The sequence below is a fragment of the Marinobacter xiaoshiensis genome, assembly GCF_031631795.1.
Taxonomy (GTDB): domain Bacteria; phylum Pseudomonadota; class Gammaproteobacteria; order Pseudomonadales; family Oleiphilaceae; genus Marinobacter; species Marinobacter xiaoshiensis.
In genome coordinates, this window is the sequence record NZ_JAVMBO010000014.1 from 1 (window position 1) to 16,217 (window position 16,217).

Annotated in this window: 14 protein-coding genes, 1 other RNA gene, 1 pseudogene and 1 riboswitch; of the genes and pseudogenes, 9 read left to right on the forward strand and 7 right to left on the reverse strand. The window is 53.2% G+C overall.

Features of this window, described 5'->3' with window-relative positions:
* From RKA07_RS09895 to prsK, 4 genes and pseudogenes are all read right to left on the reverse strand, one after another.
* A pseudogene (locus RKA07_RS09895) lies at nt 1-266 on the reverse strand (PEP-CTERM sorting domain-containing protein); the annotation flags it as partial.
* A 40-nt stretch (nt 267-306) separates the two neighbouring features.
* A riboswitch (cyclic di-GMP riboswitch) is annotated at nt 307-389 on the reverse strand.
* 191 nt (nt 390-580) lie between these two features.
* Entirely contained in the window at nt 581-3,220 is a 2,640-nt protein-coding gene (locus RKA07_RS09900) for a tetratricopeptide repeat protein (RefSeq protein ID WP_310966238.1), read from the reverse strand.
* 50 nt (nt 3,221-3,270) lie between these two features.
* Nucleotides 3,271-4,644 carry a PEP-CTERM-box response regulator transcription factor gene (gene prsR / locus RKA07_RS09905; protein ID WP_200200822.1) on the reverse strand — a complete coding sequence of 458 codons (1,374 nt, stop codon included), beginning with the start codon at nt 4,642-4,644 and terminating at the stop codon, nt 3,271-3,273.
* Nucleotides 4,645-4,746: 102 nt separating this feature from the next.
* Complete coding sequence (prsK, locus tag RKA07_RS09910; RefSeq protein WP_200369481.1) at nt 4,747-6,879, reverse strand: XrtA/PEP-CTERM system histidine kinase PrsK; 2,133 nt, start codon at nt 6,877-6,879, stop codon at nt 4,747-4,749.
* 251 nt (nt 6,880-7,130) lie between these two features.
* Between prsK and RKA07_RS09915 the strand changes: the two genes are divergently transcribed.
* On the forward strand, nt 7,131-7,847 hold the full coding sequence (locus RKA07_RS09915) for a PEP-CTERM sorting domain-containing protein (protein WP_310966239.1): 717 nt from the start codon (nt 7,131-7,133) through the stop codon (nt 7,845-7,847).
* 62 nt (nt 7,848-7,909) lie between these two features.
* Here the strand turns inward: RKA07_RS09915 and RKA07_RS09920 are convergent, their stop codons facing one another.
* From RKA07_RS09920 to RKA07_RS09930, 3 genes are all read right to left on the reverse strand, one after another.
* The gene (locus RKA07_RS09920) at nt 7,910-8,869 is read right to left on the reverse strand and encodes an SDR family oxidoreductase (RefSeq protein WP_200369482.1); all 960 of its coding nucleotides are present in this window, start codon (nt 8,867-8,869) and stop codon (nt 7,910-7,912) included.
* Nucleotides 8,869-9,684 carry a lysophospholipid acyltransferase family protein gene (locus RKA07_RS09925; protein ID WP_200200819.1) on the reverse strand — a complete coding sequence of 272 codons (816 nt, stop codon included), beginning with the start codon at nt 9,682-9,684 and terminating at the stop codon, nt 8,869-8,871. Before RKA07_RS09925 ends, RKA07_RS09920 begins: the two co-directional genes overlap by 1 nt.
* Nucleotides 9,685-9,746: 62 nt before the next feature.
* Nucleotides 9,747-10,664, reverse strand: coding sequence for a D-hexose-6-phosphate mutarotase (locus tag RKA07_RS09930; protein WP_310966240.1), 918 nt, complete (start codon nt 10,662-10,664; stop codon nt 9,747-9,749).
* A 209-nt stretch (nt 10,665-10,873) separates the two neighbouring features.
* Here RKA07_RS09930 and ffs point away from each other — a divergent pair.
* The 8 genes from ffs (at nt 10,874) to RKA07_RS09970 (ending at nt 16,217) form a co-directional block, all read left to right on the forward strand.
* An RNA gene (gene ffs, locus RKA07_RS09935) (signal recognition particle sRNA small type) lies at nt 10,874-10,970 on the forward strand.
* A gap of 131 nt (nt 10,971-11,101) precedes the next feature.
* Nucleotides 11,102-12,982 (forward strand): DNA polymerase III subunit gamma/tau, encoded by a 1,881-nt coding sequence (gene dnaX, locus RKA07_RS09940; RefSeq protein ID WP_310966241.1) that lies wholly within the window; start codon nt 11,102-11,104, stop codon nt 12,980-12,982.
* 3 nt (nt 12,983-12,985) lie between these two features.
* The gene (locus RKA07_RS09945) at nt 12,986-13,309 is read left to right on the forward strand and encodes a YbaB/EbfC family nucleoid-associated protein (protein WP_200200816.1); all 324 of its coding nucleotides are present in this window, start codon (nt 12,986-12,988) and stop codon (nt 13,307-13,309) included.
* Nucleotides 13,310-13,344: 35 nt separating this feature from the next.
* Nucleotides 13,345-13,947: a recombination mediator RecR gene (gene recR, locus RKA07_RS09950; protein ID WP_200200815.1), complete on the forward strand. Its 603-nt coding sequence runs from the start codon at nt 13,345-13,347 to the stop codon at nt 13,945-13,947.
* 44 nt (nt 13,948-13,991) lie between these two features.
* Nucleotides 13,992-15,140, forward strand: coding sequence for a ribonuclease D (locus tag RKA07_RS09955; RefSeq protein ID WP_200369486.1), 1,149 nt, complete (start codon nt 13,992-13,994; stop codon nt 15,138-15,140).
* Nucleotides 15,137-15,430 carry a YcgL domain-containing protein gene (locus RKA07_RS09960; protein WP_200369487.1) on the forward strand — a complete coding sequence of 98 codons (294 nt, stop codon included), beginning with the start codon at nt 15,137-15,139 and terminating at the stop codon, nt 15,428-15,430. Before RKA07_RS09955 ends, RKA07_RS09960 begins: the two co-directional genes overlap by 4 nt.
* Entirely contained in the window at nt 15,427-15,873 is a 447-nt protein-coding gene (locus RKA07_RS09965) for a YcgN family cysteine cluster protein (RefSeq protein WP_310966242.1), read from the forward strand. Before RKA07_RS09960 ends, RKA07_RS09965 begins: the two co-directional genes overlap by 4 nt.
* Nucleotides 15,873-16,217, forward strand: a complete 345-nt coding sequence (locus RKA07_RS09970; RefSeq protein ID WP_200200811.1) for a hypothetical protein — start codon at nt 15,873-15,875, stop codon at nt 16,215-16,217. The genes RKA07_RS09965 and RKA07_RS09970 overlap by 1 nt, the downstream gene beginning before the upstream one ends.

The window sequence follows — 16,217 nt, forward strand, 5'->3', positions numbered from 1 at the left end:
GTTCCAGCGTTGCCGGCAATCTCCATTACAAATGTGCTAACACTGCCGCCAGTGCCTGTGATGTTCCAGTAGCTGTCTAAACCATCATCAAGTTGATCAGTGTTCACGTTAACTGATGAAGGGCCACCAACAGTTACAGTGTCAAGAACGTTCTGAATACCTGTACCTACGCCGTCAAGGCCGTCGTTGGTAACGAATATATTGGCTTGTGCTGAGACTGACAGTGCTGAAGCGGCAATGGCAGCTGCTAAGAGTTTGAGTTTCATAATATTTCTCCGGTTGTCTAGCTCTAATTCCATATAGTTTGCTTGCAACCAGGCTGTCTCTTATTGCTTTAGAGATCCTTGGCTTTCCGTCCCACCCTCACAGGTGGTTTGGCATACGACCGGTAGTACCCGATCCTATGGGTAATACAAAGCGATTCGCGTGCCAAGTTTTCAATACGCTGATATATATAGATATTTATTGGGCTCTGGATGTGACATGTAAAAAAAATCGACGAGCGTATAAAAAAAGGCCTGAGACGCTAATGCCTCAGGCCTTTTGTGTATTCGAACCCGACAGGGCTTGTCGAGGTTCTTTACATGGCTTTTTTAACAGCCTCTAGATGCTCTTCAATCTCGGCATTACCTGGTGCGAGATCCAGTGCTTTTTCTATCACTGCTTTCGCTTCTGTCTGTTGACCAGACAGGTGCAGGATCCAGCCATAGGTGTCCAATACAGCTGGGCTGTTCGGTGCGAGCTCGCTTGCTTGTTTCGCCAGATTGAGTGCACGCTTGGGGTTTTCTTCGCGAAGCGTCCAGGCAAGGTTGTTGAGCGCAGTTACGCTGTTTGGTTGTTTGGCTATCACCTGTTCATAGTGACTTACAGCAGCCGTCTCCTGACCATTGGTCAATAGCCAGTCGGCTCTTGCCATGTGTGCGGCAAGGCTTTGTGGTGCTTCCTGTACCCAGTTTCGGGTTAAGCCATCCATTGAGTCTGGTGCGCTCGCTTGGGCAAGCACAATGAGGGAGGGCATCAGGCTTGGATTTTTGGTGGCCTGCCATCTTTCTGAAAGATAGGCGTACGCACCTTCAGGGCCCTTTTGTTGTTGCAAGAGCCTGGTACGCGACAGGATGGTTGCGGGTAGTTCGCCGTGAATTTTTTCGACGCCATCCAGAGCACTAAAGGCATCGTCTAGTTTGCCTTCCATCTGTGCGATGCCTGCGGGCAAGAGTGCAAAACCGATGTTTTCCGGCTCAAGGGCTATGGCTTCGGCAGCTTTTGCCCGGGCTTTTGTCCAGTCCTTTTTGTCGGCTGCAGCCTTTGCTTCGGCCAGTAGCAATTGGCCGTGGGCGCGTTTTACAGTTATGGAATCGCTGTCTTTCCATTGCGACAGCGTGGCTCTGGCGGATGCCAGTTCGCCTTGGGTGATGGCGATCAGTGCGGTGAGTGTGTCTGTGTTCTGTTTAAGCTCAGGGTGCGCTTTGGCGACATCGGCTAACCAGCTTTTCGCCTCGGGTACTGTGTGGTCTTGCATGTAGATCTGGCCGGCTTGCTGCAGCGGGCGGATGGCATCTGGTGTGATGGTGGCAGCATCTACCAGTAAATCAACGGCATCACTGCGTTTGCCGGTTTGGGCATAGAGGCTTGCAAGTGCAACTTTCGGAGCCTGTAGCTCGGGGCTTTCTTTTGTTAGCTTTTCGAGGCGTGCTATTGCTGCATCGGGGTTTCCAAGCCGTGCGTCGGCAAGGCTTGCCAGCAGAATTGCCCGGGGTTGGTCTCCATAGCCGTTAAGCAGTGAGTCGCGGATTTCTGCGGCTTCCTGCTGTTCACCCTGCTGGATCAATACGTTCAGGTAGGTGCTGGTAGTAGACCAATCTGAGGGGTCGGAGGTGAATGCCATGCGCAATTGGCCAAGGGCCTGCTCGGGTTGGTCGTTTTGCAGGTAATGCCTTGCGAGGGCCAACCGCAACCTTACGCGCCCAGGCTCGTTTCCAACAGCTTTACTGAGGCTTGCGATACCAGCGTTCTCGTGGCCGGGCAGGCTGAGAGCAAGAATACCGTGCATGGCCAGCAGCTCGTTATCATTCGGGCGAGCCTCTATGGCACGGGTTAAGGTTGCAAGTGCATCTTCTCTATCGCCGGTATCAATCTGGGCCATGGTGGCCGCCCGTATGAACTGTACGGGGGTTGTTTCCGGGTCGAGGTTTTCTTTAAGTAGCTGGGCGCCTTCATCAAGATCGCCGGTGCCAGCGGATATGGCACCTAACATCAGGGCGACCTGCTCATTTTCAGGATCAAGCTTCAGGGTATCGCGAAGTATGGCTTTGGCTTCCTCAAAATTGCCTTCTTTGAGTGCAGCAACAGCGGCTTCGGCTTGTTCACGTGCGCCAGTGTTGATGTTTTCTGCCAGTATCCGGTTATAAATCTGGGCTTCGGTTATCTTGCCTTGCTCGGTAAGCACTCGAGACAGGGTGGTGAGTACATTGCGCCGAATGGGCAGGAAAATATCGGATGTGGGCAGCTCGCCAACCGCATCTGTGAGTGTCGCAGCGGCCAGATCAAGTTGATTCAGCCGGTACTGGGCCTGGCCTTTCCAGTAAAGAACTTCTGGGGCCGCCTGGTTTTTTGCAAGCCAGTTGTCGGCGGTTTCTACTGCTTGCTCGTTTTTGCCGAGATTGATCTGGGCTTGCAGAACACCGGTGATCGCCGGGATGCTAGAGCCATTGCTTGTGGCCAGGCTGGTGTACAGGGCAAGGGCTTCGGCTACTTCGCCGGATCTGCGCAAAGCTTCTGCCCGGATCAGTGAGGCTTCAAGTTGGTCATCTGGAGAGCTTGGGGTTTGCAGTGCCAGCGTTTCGGTTGCTGAAAGGTGCTTACCCTGTTCTACATAGGCGCGGGCCAAAGTCAGGGCCACGGCGTTTGGTTGTTCTTTCACCCAGGGAGCCAGGAGTTCTGCGGCTTCTTTGGAGGCGCCCAGCTCTAAATACATATCCGCCAGGCGAACGATGTGCTCAACATTGTTCGGGTCTTTCTGGATGGCATTTTTGATTTCCAGCAGGGCCGAGCGGTATTGTCCCTGGTCAGAATATGTCTCTGCACGTGTAATGTGAGAGAGCGCCTCCGAGGTATCTGGACCGCTGTTGCAGCCGGATAATAGCAGCGGTGCTGCAAGCATAAGGCTGCTCACCAGAACCAGCCCGGGAAGTGTTTTCTTTTTTGTTTGCCTTGTGATCATGTAAAACTGCTCCTTGAGCTGTGCGCTGCCATCGTGTGCCGGAGGGTTGCTTATACTTCCGGAGCCACTGCCGATGTGTCGATTTTATATTTGTCGGTGAGGTTGTACAGGGTAGGGCGTGTAATGCCCAAAAGCCGGGAGGCCTGAGTCATATTGAAGCCGCTGGTCTGAAGCGCCTGCATTATTGCTTTGCTTTCGGCCTGCTCCCGTACCTGGCGCAGGTTCAGGTGGCTTACTGCAGGCTCATCGCACCCCGGCAGTTCCAGGTCTTCGGCGGTTATCCGCTTGCCATCCGCCATGATGGTGGCTCGCTTCACTTTGTTGATCATTTCCCGAACGTTGCCTGGCCAGGAGTAGCTGTTAATGGCGTTTACGGCGTCGTCTGAAAAGGTAAGGTTTTGTCTGTCCATTTGCTTGCCAAGGGACTTCAGCAATGATTGGGCGATAACCAGTGCGTCACCATCTCGCTCCCTTACGGCGGGAACGTCGAGGGTTATTTCGCTGATCCGGTAATATAGATCCTCACGGAAATCACCGTTCTCAATAAGCTGGGAAAGCTTTTGGTGTGTGGCGCACACTACTCTTACGTCTACGGGAATGGGTTTAACAGACCCCACCCTGTCTACAACACGCTCTTGCAGGAAGCGCAGCAGCTTGGATTGAAGCGACATAGGCATGTCGCCGATCTCATCGAGAAAGAGAGTGCCGCCGTTGGCGCTTTCGATCTTGCCTTTTTTGGCTTGCGTAGCTCCAGTGAAGGCGCCTTTTTCGAAGCCGAACAGCTCGCTTTCCAGAAGGTTTTCTGGAATGGCGGCACAGTTAATGGCGGCAAAGGCATTGCCTGCACGAGGGCTGAGGTCGTGCAGTGCGCGGGCAAGAACTTCTTTGCCTGTACCTGTTTCACCGATGATGAGGGTGGTTACATCTGTAGGTGCAACTTTCTCCAGCGTGCGGCATACGGCCATCATTTGCGGGCTGGCTGCGATGATACCTTTGATGCTGGTACCGTTGTTTTGCTGAGAAAGATCCTGATTTTCCCGCTCCAGCTCGGCCAGGCGAAACGCGCGGTTAACTACAAAGGTGAGGATGTCGGCTTCCAAAGGCTTCTGGTAGAAGTCTGATGCGCCCATGCCGATTGCTTTGACGGCATTTTCCTTGTCCTCCCGACCGGTTACGACAATGACCTTGGTTAAAGGCGCAAGCCGCAGAATTTCCTCCAGCAGGGCAAAGCCTTCCGTTGCGCCGCCTGGATCTGGCGGCAGGCCAAGGTCCAGCGTTACCACGTGGGGTTCTTCGCGCCGCAGCGCGGTGAGGGCAGCTTCCCTGTCTGAGGCGACAGTCACTTCCAGGTCGTCGCTGAAACACCAGCGCATCTGGCTTTGCAGGCCCGGATCGTCTTCTACAATCAGTAGTCGTCTAGTCACAACAGCAACAAGTCCTTTGTTTTAATGTTCCAATATATCTGATTCTCAACTGAACATTGACACTTTGCAATGATCGATTCATCTGTTGTGCTTGCTCGCCATTTAATTGACAAACTCCGGCGGGCTCGGCAGGTCGATAATCGGCTGTTTATTCGTCTGATTTCCGTGTTCCGAGCGTTCTGCCAGGGGTATTCGCACTGAAAAACATGACCCTACGCCAGGTTCGCTGGTGGCATCTATTGTTCCGCCCAGCTTTTGTATGTATTCCCGGGCCTGGTAGGCGCCAATTCCCATGCCGGTTAGCCCTTTGGTACTTTCAAAGGCTTTGAACAGCCGATCATTAATAAAGTCATCACTCATTCCACAGCCGGTGTCTTGAATAAACAGCACAACATTGCCTTTGGCAATCTTTAGCGACAGGCTGACCTCGCCATCGGGGGGAGTGGCATCCTGGGCGTTTTGTATCAGGTGGCCGAGTACGCTTTTTAGCTGTTCGGGGTCGGCTTTCACGAGTATGTGCGGTTGACCACCGTCGAGTTTCGGTGCCGGTTGTTGCCTGCTGTAGTGATCAACGAGTTCGCTTACGAGTTCTGTCAGGTCCAGCTTTATGCACTTTTCCATGTCATCTGCTGCAGGTTTGCGAATGTGGGCTAGCAGGTTGGACATTTTTCGAACCGCATGGTCTGTGGTGTTGATCATGTCTTCAATAAATGCAGGGTTGTTTTTGTGTTTCTGCGCGTTGTTTACCAGTAGTGTTAGTTGCGCAACGACTGTTTTGAGGTCGTGCACCATGAAGGCAGATGCTTTGCTGACGGCTTCAAATTGCATGGCGCGGGATAGCCGGTTCTGTGCGTCAGCCTGTGCCAACAGGTTACAGGTTTGCCGGGCAACCACCTTAATAAGGTCGAAGTTCTCCCAGTTCAGGTCGACACGGGCGTAGGGTTGGCCAATCATTGCTATACCGTAGAGTTCATTGCTCAGGTACAGGGGGATAATCAGCCAGGCATCCGGGGTTTTGGCAATGGCATCGGGAATCTCCAGCAGGTCGTAGCTCACAGGGTCGGCTCTGTATTCGTCTAGATTGACTATCCATTCTTTTTCGTTGAATAAGCGCACCAGTTCGGCATCTTCATCTATAACTGTGTATCTGGGTGTGGCGAGATTGGCAGATTCTCTCAGGGTGTAGGCCCCTTGATCGCTTTTGAGCCAAATGGCGCCTGCGTTGCTCTCCACCAGTCCCGCCAGAATGCGGATTACTCGTTGGGTGAGGGGCGGTTCATCGGTCAGGTATGCCAGCTCTTTGGTGAGTTTTAGCCATTCATCCCGGTAATCGTATTTGTAGTCGAAGAAGTTCTGGCTGATCAGAACCATGAGTTTTGCTCGTATCCTGCGAGAGAGTACCAGGGTTGCCAGAAACACCAGAGCAACTGCAGACAGGAGTACCTGTAAGGCTTCGCCCCAATCGCCACCAAGAATTCGAACGTAATATCCACTCACAGAGAGGAGTAGCAGGTAAGCGCCGGCTATGATGAGCGTGCTGGCATGAAATACTGCTGAACGGGACAGTTGGAAATCAATAGGTTGTTTGCGAGTGTTGACTACGTTTATTGCAAACAGAGGGACCAGTGCTGCGTTAACGAAGCCCCGTGCGTTCCAGAATGAATCTGCAATCGAGCCAAACAGCAATGCGTCGGCGTACATCAGGAAATCAAAAATAAAGATGGTAGCAGTGCCTATGCACAGATACTTCATGCTGGACCGGCCGAGCGCGGGTGCATTGCGCCAGATCTGTTCTACCAGAGAGAGCCCGAGAAGTGACAGGGCAATCTGGCCGATGAGTTTGGTTTTGCCGTCCACCAAGGCGATGCCGAATATGAATTCAAGACTACCAATGACGAGTAGTGTGATGAGCAGAATGCTTGTCGCGCCACCAAGGAACTTTTTTAGTTGCCCGCTAAGCCGCCCATGGCGAAAGGTGTCTCGCAGCATTGCAAACAGAAGGAGGATCCAGGAGGTGTCGCGGAGCAATTCCAAAAGGTAGCGAATAAAAAAGCCGGGATGGCCCCATAGGCTTTGGGTAACGAGGGTTGAAGCCCACAGGGTGGTAACCAGGGCAGCAAGGAATAGAGCCCGATCTATGTCGCGACGCAGGTAACGAGTGCCTACAAGCACTGAAAGTATTGCAAATACCACAGCCGCTGCGCCGTGACTTATCACGCTCAAATCTGGAAGCATGCAATCTACCTATTCCATGGATAGGTGTAGTTTGAGGTTGCCGGCGGTTCTGTGCAACTCCCATGAGTTATTACTGAACATGCAAGCAGGTTGTATATGTCGGTAAATTTTACATGACAACTGACTGTTAGGCAGTTTCCCGTGTCGGGCTCTTTCTATGTGTATGAAAAATAGTCAATTGCGTATTGCTGGTGTGACTATTGCTGTTTTGGGGATGGTACAAACCGAACAGGATGCAAAAGGATCGCGCTATGAACAAAAAACTTAAATTGCTTGCTATTGCTTCGCTATCTGGTGCCATGTTTGCCGGGAATGTCGCTGCTGGCCCAACTATTGATTTGGATTATCAGGGGGCCACCCACGGCTTCAACAGTGGAAATCTGTCGAACACAGCTACAAGCAGTAATTACAACAACTACAATGCTGGCATGTTTAATTTCACAACGAGCAACGCTGTTGGAGCTTCGCCAATTGCCTGGACTGGCGCTCTCGACGCATTCTGCATTGACCTTGATGTGGTTCTGGATGAAAGCAACAGAACGTATGAGCTGAAAACGGCGGATAGTTATTTCAACAACGCAAATTTGGTGTCATCCATTAGCAAGCTTTACACCGGATACCAAAGCAGCGTAGCTGGTGTAGGTTCATCTGCTGCTTTCCAGCTTGCTTTGTGGGAAGTTATCTATGAGACAGGCGGTTCTTATGGCCTTCAGAGCGGTAACTTCCAGGCTGATACCGGTTTTAGTGGCTCCCGCACACTCGCTGATGGGTGGCTAGCTGGATTGGCTGGCCAATCTGAGGATTACGTTATGTATGTTCTGGACGCCGTCACTGTTCCAGGCGGTGCAGACTCTCAGGACCTTTTAGTGTTCACGCCCAAGCCTCCGGTAAGTGTGCCTGAGCCAGGCACTCTTGCGCTTCTGGGTCTGGGCCTGGCCGGACTGGCAGCCCGGCGTAAAAAAGCCTGACACTCGTCAGTTAATGCAAAAAGCCACCGTAATTCGGTGGCTTTTTGCATACTGCTTCATCTCTACAAAGGCTTTTTGTTGTCCCTGTAAAACCGGAATATTTCCTTAAGTGACCGTTTCGGTGTAAAGCCATACTCATTCTCAAAGGCTCTGCCGTCAATTACCACCGGATACTTGAAGAAATCCATCAAGTACGCAGGAAAGCGCTTTAGCCCGATGGTGCGCAGTATCAATCGTGGCAGTGCGGGTGGCACGGAGGGTATTGGAACTCGTGTGCAACCGCAGAGTTCCAGTGCTCGTTGGTAGGCTACCCAATCGTTTGGTGCCACGTTGAAAATTCCCCGTGTTGGCTTTTGGCTGGCGAGCACTATGGCGTCTGCCATGTCATCGATGTGTATAAACTGCATCATCGGGGAAAAGCCGGCCATTACTGGCGCCAGAGGGCTGGCGAGTAGTTTGGCTATTGTGTTGCGAACGCTGGGACCCACTATGTTGCATGGGCGCAGGACGCTGATGTTCAGCTCCGGGTAGCGCCACAAATAGATGCTTGCAAGGTTCTCCAGCTCTACTGAATCAATCAGATCGGCACTCAGGCCAGCACTCTTGAGAGGTGCCGATTCGTCGATCAGGGCCGGGTTGTAGGCCATGGCGCCGTATACATGGTAGGTGGAAAGCACGACAACTCGGCGAATACCGTACTTGTGGCTGAGGTCCAACAATTTTTGCGTGCCTAGCACGTTGGCGTTGTAGCGACGCATGCGGGAGAGTTGGCTGGATCGGATTCGGCCCATGTGTATCACGGTGTCGAACTGATAGCGGCGAAACAGGTCTTCGAAGGTGCGCTTGTTAAAATCGATGCAGTAGCTGGGGATCTGGTCGCCAAGTTCTACCCGTACGCGAGCGTCTACTGCCACAAGGTTGCAGGTTTCTCGCAGGCGCTGAATCACTTGTTGCGCGAGCGCGCCTGCGGCGCCTGTGATCAGAATGCTGGGCTTGGGTTGCTTGTTTTTGTGAGCGGGCATCAGAACAACCTTTTTCTTTCTGTCAGGCCTTTTTCAATGAGGCGGTTTATTTCCGTCTTTACTTGATCAACCCGTTCATCTATCTCTGCGTCTGAAAAGTCTCCCCCCTTAAAGTACATTGGCGGGCCGAAGTTAAGGTGAACCTTGGCGGGGAAGACAATCGGCAGTGCAAGCGGGACGTAGGGCACGCTGAGTGCTTTTGCCAAGGGTTTGATGTTGGCGATGGAGGGGACGGTTTCTTCACACCCCACTATGCCAACAGGCACGACAGCCGCATTGTATTTCATGGCCAGATGCATGAATCCGGCGCCAAAGCGCTGGAGTTTGTAACGATCCCGGTAGAGCTTGCCGGAACCACGCACACCCTCCGGAAACACTATTATTGCTTCGTTGTTGGCCAGCATTCTGGCGCAGTTCACCGGATCTCCGAGCACAGCGCCTACTTCATTCAACAGATTGCCGAGCCAGGGTACCGTCGGGAAGAAGCGTTCGATCATTGCGCGGGGGATGCGGGGGTTTTTCTTGCGGGAGGCCAGGGCATAACCAACAAGTATGCCGTCAATCGGGAGTTGGCCGCTGTGGTTCCCTATAATCAGGACAGGCCCCTCCGCCGGAATGTGGTCAACGCCATGGGCCTCGGTGCGAAAGTATTTCTCATAAATTGGCTTAACCAGCGAGAACCCGAATTTGACGGCCTCGTTATTATAACCCCAGGGGTCGTAGCCCAGTGTGCCTATGGGTTTTCGGATGCGGTTGATTTGTTCATCCAGTTCCGATGAGACCAGCAGGGATTTCACAAAGGATACCAAACTCATGTGCACTCCCTATATAGAGCCATGCTGTAGCCGCTATCTGCTGCCACTGATTGTTGTCAGTTTTAGCCACGCCCGATGAGAACACCAAGAGTGTGGCTCTGACCACTATTAAGCACTCTATAATCGCTGGCTGCATTGGCAGTTTCGACACATAGCATTGTCTGCCAGGCAGTGTCCGGGAAATCGCTTAGTTTTAGGGCTTTCTTCGGCCCCGGGTTCCATACCACGGTGGAGTCACTACCAATGGCTGTAAGTTTGCGGCTTGTAGCGGGTGTCACTACCGTGAGAGGGTCGCCATTTTCGTAAATTCGGTCGGTTTCCCCATCAAAATAGACAGGGCCGTCCTGGGTGCAGTATTCCCAGTTTTTCAAGGTATCTATGTAGTGGGCAAACCCTAAGCCCAGAATCCTTGTACCTTTGATATCACTTGTTGGTAGATAGGTGTGTAATGCCTGGCTGAAGGCGAGGGGCTCGCTACCGAGGTTTGTAGTGGTGAGGGCTAGTTGGCAACCGCGTACCGAAAAATTGAAGGTGAGCAGGGCCAAGGCATGGCCATGCCAGACATTGTCAAAATCCTGGTTGGCGTCAAGCGACAGGGATATTTCCACTTCATGGGCGCTTTCGCATACATCTTCAAGCTTCCACACAGCGGTGCGGCCAAGCCCATGTGGGCCTTGGGTTTTGATACGTTTTCGCACCTCGGGCGCATTGCGGGCGGGGTCGCCGAACCATGGCCAGCAGATGGGAATGCCGCCGCGAATTGCTCGGCCCGGTTCGAATCGAGCGGTTGGGCTCATCCATAGCCAGTTTTCATCGCTCTTGGGAATAAACCGGGTGAGATGCGCACCCTGCAGAAACAGCGTGGCTTCGAACAGGGGGTGGTGAATTTCCAGTGCTTCCAGTTGCCCGATTGTATTCCAGCGGATAAAGGACCATTGGCCCGGAGAAAGGGATAAAGGCGGTTTGCTGCTTTCAGGCATAGGGCTCTGTTCCGTACTTAAGTGCATCTGCTTGCTTCAAGAGTAAGTCAAAACCGTGTTTTGGGCGACTCCTGTCATACAATAGCTATCGGCACTATTTAATAGCAATTCGACGGTGTTGGGGATTTGCCGTTGTAGTCCGCAAACCCTTTTGTTAAGATTCGCGCCGCTTTCAGAGAGTTTGTTCTGAAACGCCGATATGGTGGCTCCATTGGTGCCTCCGCAACATGAAACCGCGAACCCGGTCAGGCCCGGAAGGGAGCAGCCGCAGCGGTGGAATTGTGTGCCGGAGTGTCGCTGGTGGGGCCACCCCCAGTTTTGCCCTTGGTTTTTCTGTCGAAATCCCCCTCAAGCTTTCATTCCCGCACCCTTATAACTTCTTATAAATCCGTGTCCGTGCTAAAGTTGCAGGCGTTTTTCTCAGCATTTGGCGGATCATGAGCTATCAGGTACTTGCCCGTAAATGGCGCCCTCGCATCTTTGAAGATATGGTGGGCCAGGAACACGTTCTCCAGGCGTTAATTCACGCATTGGAAAACCAGCGCCTGCACCATGCTTATCTGTTTACCGGCACTCGAGGCGTTGGTAAGACTACCATTGGGCGTTTGCTCGCTCGCTGCCTTAACTGCGAAACCGGGATAACACCTCGCCCTTGCGGTACCTGCTCCAGTTGTGTGGAGATTCAGGAGGGCCGGTTTGTTGACCTGATTGAAATTGATGCCGCATCCCGCACCGGCGTGGACGATATGCGGGAGCTGACGGATAACGTTCAGTACGCGCCCAGCCGCGGGCGCTATAAGGTGTACCTCATCGACGAGGTGCACATGCTTACCAATCAGTCGTTTAATGCGTTTCTCAAAACCCTTGAGGAGCCGCCTGAGCATGTCAAGTTCCTGTTGGCGACCACCGATCCTCAAAAGTTGCCCGTAACGGTTCTCTCGCGTTGCTTGCAATTTAATTTGAAGCGCATGACACCGGAACATATTGCCGGGCATCTCACAAACGTTCTTACGGCCGAGCAGATACCCTTTGAAGAGCCTGCACTTTGGCTGTTGGCCCGTGCAGCTGACGGCAGTATGCGGGATGCGTTGAGCCTTACGGACCAAGCCATTGCATTCGGTAACCAGAAGCTTTCTGCCAGCGATGTCAGCAGCATGCTGGGGACCATTGACCAGCGGGACATTGAGCGGATTGTAAATGCGCTGGTAGAGCGGGACGGCCCGGCCTTGCTGGCGGAAATCAACCGTATCTCGGACTTTGCCCCGGATTACAGCATTATACTCGCGGATCTTCTGTCGCTGTTCCATCGGGTAACTATGGAGCAAGTGGTTCCGGGAAGTGCCGATAACGCGCTGGGCGATGCCGCGCAAGTGCAATCCCTGGCCCGTAAGCTCAGTGCAGAAGATGCCCAATTGTTTTATCAGGCTGCGCTGATCGGCCGAAAAGACCTGGCAATTACTCCTGATGCCCGCATGGGTTTCGAGATGACATTGCTCCGTATGCTGGCCTTCCGTCCTGGCTCTGATCGCCGCGCGCCACCGGCTGCGAGCAATGCGGGCTCTGCAGTCGAAGGGGAGTCCAGGGATGAACCTGAGCCTGCCGCTGCTGCACCCGCACCCGCGCCAAAGGCAATCGAGCAGCCAGTGCCTGAACCTGAACCGGCGCCAGCGCCCGATCAGGAAATTGAGCCACAGGGCTACACCGATGCACCTGCCGACGATGCCTGGCTAGCCAGCCTTGATGCTCAAGCGGAATCTCAGCCAGATTATCCTGAGCCTGAGCCTGAGCCTGAGCCTGAGCTGGCGCGCGAAACAGAAGTTGCGCCACAGGCTGAGATGGCTAGCCCACCAGTTCCAGCAGAGACCTCGACAACGCCTATTCAAGACATGCCAACGCCAATGGCAGAGGGGGAGTTTGTCTGGGAGCGGGATTTTCGCAGCCTCGGCATTGTCGGGATGCCTGGCAATCTGGCCAGCAATGGCGCTATGTCACGCAGTGGTAACACCATCACGCTGCTGATTGATGATGGCCACGCCAGATTACTGAATGACAGGCACGAAGAAAAAATTCTGGCTGCCTTGAGAAATCACTTTGGCGACGCCATTCAATTGAAGATAGAGCAGGGTGACCCAGGCCCGAACACGCCAGCGGCTTTTGAAGAGCGCCAGCGAGTTCTGCGCCAGAGCGCTGCCGTAGAATCCATTCGTAACGACCCGCTGGTGCAGTCCATTGTGGAGCGGTTTGAGGCGCGGGTTGTTGAAGATAGTATCAGGCCAGTAGCAGCAGACGACCGGCCAATAGAAACAAGCAGGAGATAAACCATGCTGAATGATATGGGGGGGCTGATGAAAAAGGCCCAGAAGATGCAAGAACAAATGCAAAAGGCTCAGGAGGAGGCAGCCAAAGCTGAAATTACCGGCGAATCTGGTGCTGGCCTGGTAAAAGTAACCATGAATGGCCGCCACGATGTTCGCAAGGTGGAAATCGACCCCTCCTTGATGTCGGAAGAAAAGGACATCCTGGAAGACCTGCTGGCCGCGGCTGTTAACGATGCCGTGCGCCGGGTAGAAGCCAACCAGAAAGATGCAATGTCTGGCATGATGTCTGGGATGGGTATGCCTCCCGGCTTCAAAATGCCGTTTTAAAGACTCTATTCTGATCTGCAGTTTGAGGATGTTTCATGGCGTTCAGCCCGCTGGTTGATGAACTTGTCGAATCCCTTAGGTGTTTGCCCGGCGTTGGCCAGAAAACCGCCCAGCGCATGGCCTTCCACTTGCTTGAGCGTGCGCGCTCCGGTGGTACCCGGTTATCTGATGCTTTGAGCAACGCTATGGAGAAGGTCCGCCGCTGCGAAAGTTGCCAGAACTTTTCGGATACTGAAGTGTGCGGGATTTGTGAAAACCCGGTTCGTAGCAATGGCACACTCTGCGTGGTAGAAAGCCCATCGGATTTATTAGCCATTGAGCAGGCGGGGGATTACAAGGGCAGCTACTTTGTTCTTATGGGGCATTTGTCTCCCATAGACGGTGTCGGCCCTGATGAAATCGGCATTGAGCGCCTTTTGCGCCGGGTACGCTCCGAAGGCGTTACCGAGCTCATTCTTGCCACTAACCCTACGGTGGAGGGTGAAGCCACTGCCCACTACATCTCTGATCGACTTGATGGTTCCAATATCCTCATCACGCGCCTTGCCCATGGTATACCGGTAGGTGGTGAGCTTGGTTACGTTGACGGTTTTACTCTCACACATGCGTTTCGCGGCAGAAAACCCCTGCTGGACTGATTCCGCACTGGCGCCTGTATGGCGCTTTTTGACTGGCCTTTTTTATGACACTTCCTGAATCCGCTATTGCCGTTCCTCCGGCACCTGAAACCATCACCTGGATTGCAAAACCGGAGGAGTTAAATGAATGGCTGGACAGTGCACCGGGGCTACCCCTTGTTCTGGACACTGAATTTGAGCGGGTAAGTACCTTTTATCCCATTCCCGGGCTGGTTCAACTTGGTCTTGGAGACAGTTTTTGTCTGGTAGATCCGGACGTGGCCGAGCGGTCCACCCGTTTCCGGGAAATTCTGGCTGAACCTTCGGTGACCAAGCTACTCTACGCGATGAGTGAAGATCTTGAGCTCTTTCGTGATTGGCTGGGGATTAACCCAAAGGGTGTCGTAGACCTGCAAATTGGGGCGGCAATGGCTGGCGCCGGCTTTTCACTGGGTTATGCGCGGTTGGTTGAAACATTGTTTGGCGAAGCGCTGGATAAATCTGTTACCCGGTCTGATTGGGTCTCTCGCCCCTTGAGCGAGGCCCAGCAGCGCTATGCCATTGAGGACATACGCTTTCTGGCACCCATGTACGAGTGGGTTAGCGCACATCTGAGGGAGCGGGGCCTGGAGGCGGCGTTGGTGGAAGAATCTGCCCGCTTTGCAGAGGAACTCGCCGGGCAAGACGACCCGCACCATCATTATCTGCGTTTGCGAGGAGGCTGGGCTCTCACTGCCGAACAACAGTTTGTGCTGAAGGAATTGGTTATTTGGCGGGAACTGGAGAGCAGAGAGCGCAATCGCCCACGGGGTCGAGTGTTGGCAGACCCTCTGCTTATTGCAATTGCCGAGCGAATGCCCGGCAGCCTTAACGAGCTTTCGGATATCCAGGGTGTGCCCGGTGGCGTGGTTCGGCGCTATGGCGAAGCGTTGCTCAAGCTTGTTGACGAGGGGCGTGGTGCTGATACCACCGGGCTCGATCGTATAGCGCCGCCGCTAACCAGGGAGCAACAGGATTACTTTAAAGGCCTTAAGCGGTTTTTCAGGAAGGCGGCGGAAGCTGCTGATATTCCTATTGAATTGCTTGCGCCCAGGAAGCGGCTTGAGAAAGTTGTACAGGAAAGCAGCCTGGCTGGAAGCCCCTTTTTCCATGGCTGGCGCACAAGAATCCTTGCGCCGGTAATGAATGATATTGAGGATTACCTGCAATCATGAAAGATCGGGAGTTTGTGTCTGTTTTCCGGAGCAGCAAAAAAAGCGATACCTATATGTTTGTTCGTCGCGGGCAGAAGTGGGAAGAGTTGCCTGAGAGCTTGAGATCCATTTTTGGCGCGCCTGTGCATTCAATGGATCTGATCATGACACCCGAGCGCAAATTGGCCAGAACCAGTGGTGAGCAGGTACTTAAGGCTATCGAAGAAAAAGACTTTTTTTTGCAGATGCCTGAAGAACAGGATTCTTACGTTGTGGATTTCCGCACTAAGCCGGGAATGAAACATTCATGATTGCGCAAATCCCGTTCTGGCAACGCAAACGCCTGAATGAGATGACGCAGCAGGAATGGGAATCTCTGTGCGATGGCTGCGGAAAGTGCTGCCTGAACAAGCTTGAAGATGAAGATACGGGTGAGGTGTACCACACGGATCTTGTTTGCCGATTCATGGATGAAGATACCTGCCGGTGCACGGTTTACCCCGACCGGCTTGAAAAAGTACCAGGCTGTACAGTGCTGACACCGGACAGTGTAAGCGATTACCATTGGTTGCCCCATACCTGTGCTTACCGCACTTTGGCTGAGGGCAGGCCGCTTTCCGATTGGCATCCGCTACGTAGTGGGAGCCCGGATACGGTACACGAAGCCGGTGTTTCCATACGCCACAAGGTAATCCGAGAGGATAAAGTGGCAGAAGAAAACTGGGAAGAACATATCATTCACTGGGTTCTGTAATGATCGATACTGACGCACAAACTGCTTACGCCGTCTTCTGGGCGGCTTATGTCATAGCATTCGCCGTGTTCTTTTACATGATGAAAAAGCTGTTTCGTTTTTTACCCTTGTACGGTTTGCGCACGCTGCTTCTCGCAGCTTTGGTTGCTGTGCTGCTGACGCCTGTAGAATCCCCGGAACTGGCCGGTTGGTGGATACCCGCGTGGCTTTTCGGTGGGTATGAACTGATTCTCGGTGATGCAGATAACGCAGGCCGGGCTTGGCTTAACCTGGGTATCGGGGGGCTGGCAATGCTGCTTGTCTGGATTCTGGACTTGGTTCGCTATCGCTTATCCCGGCGCTGA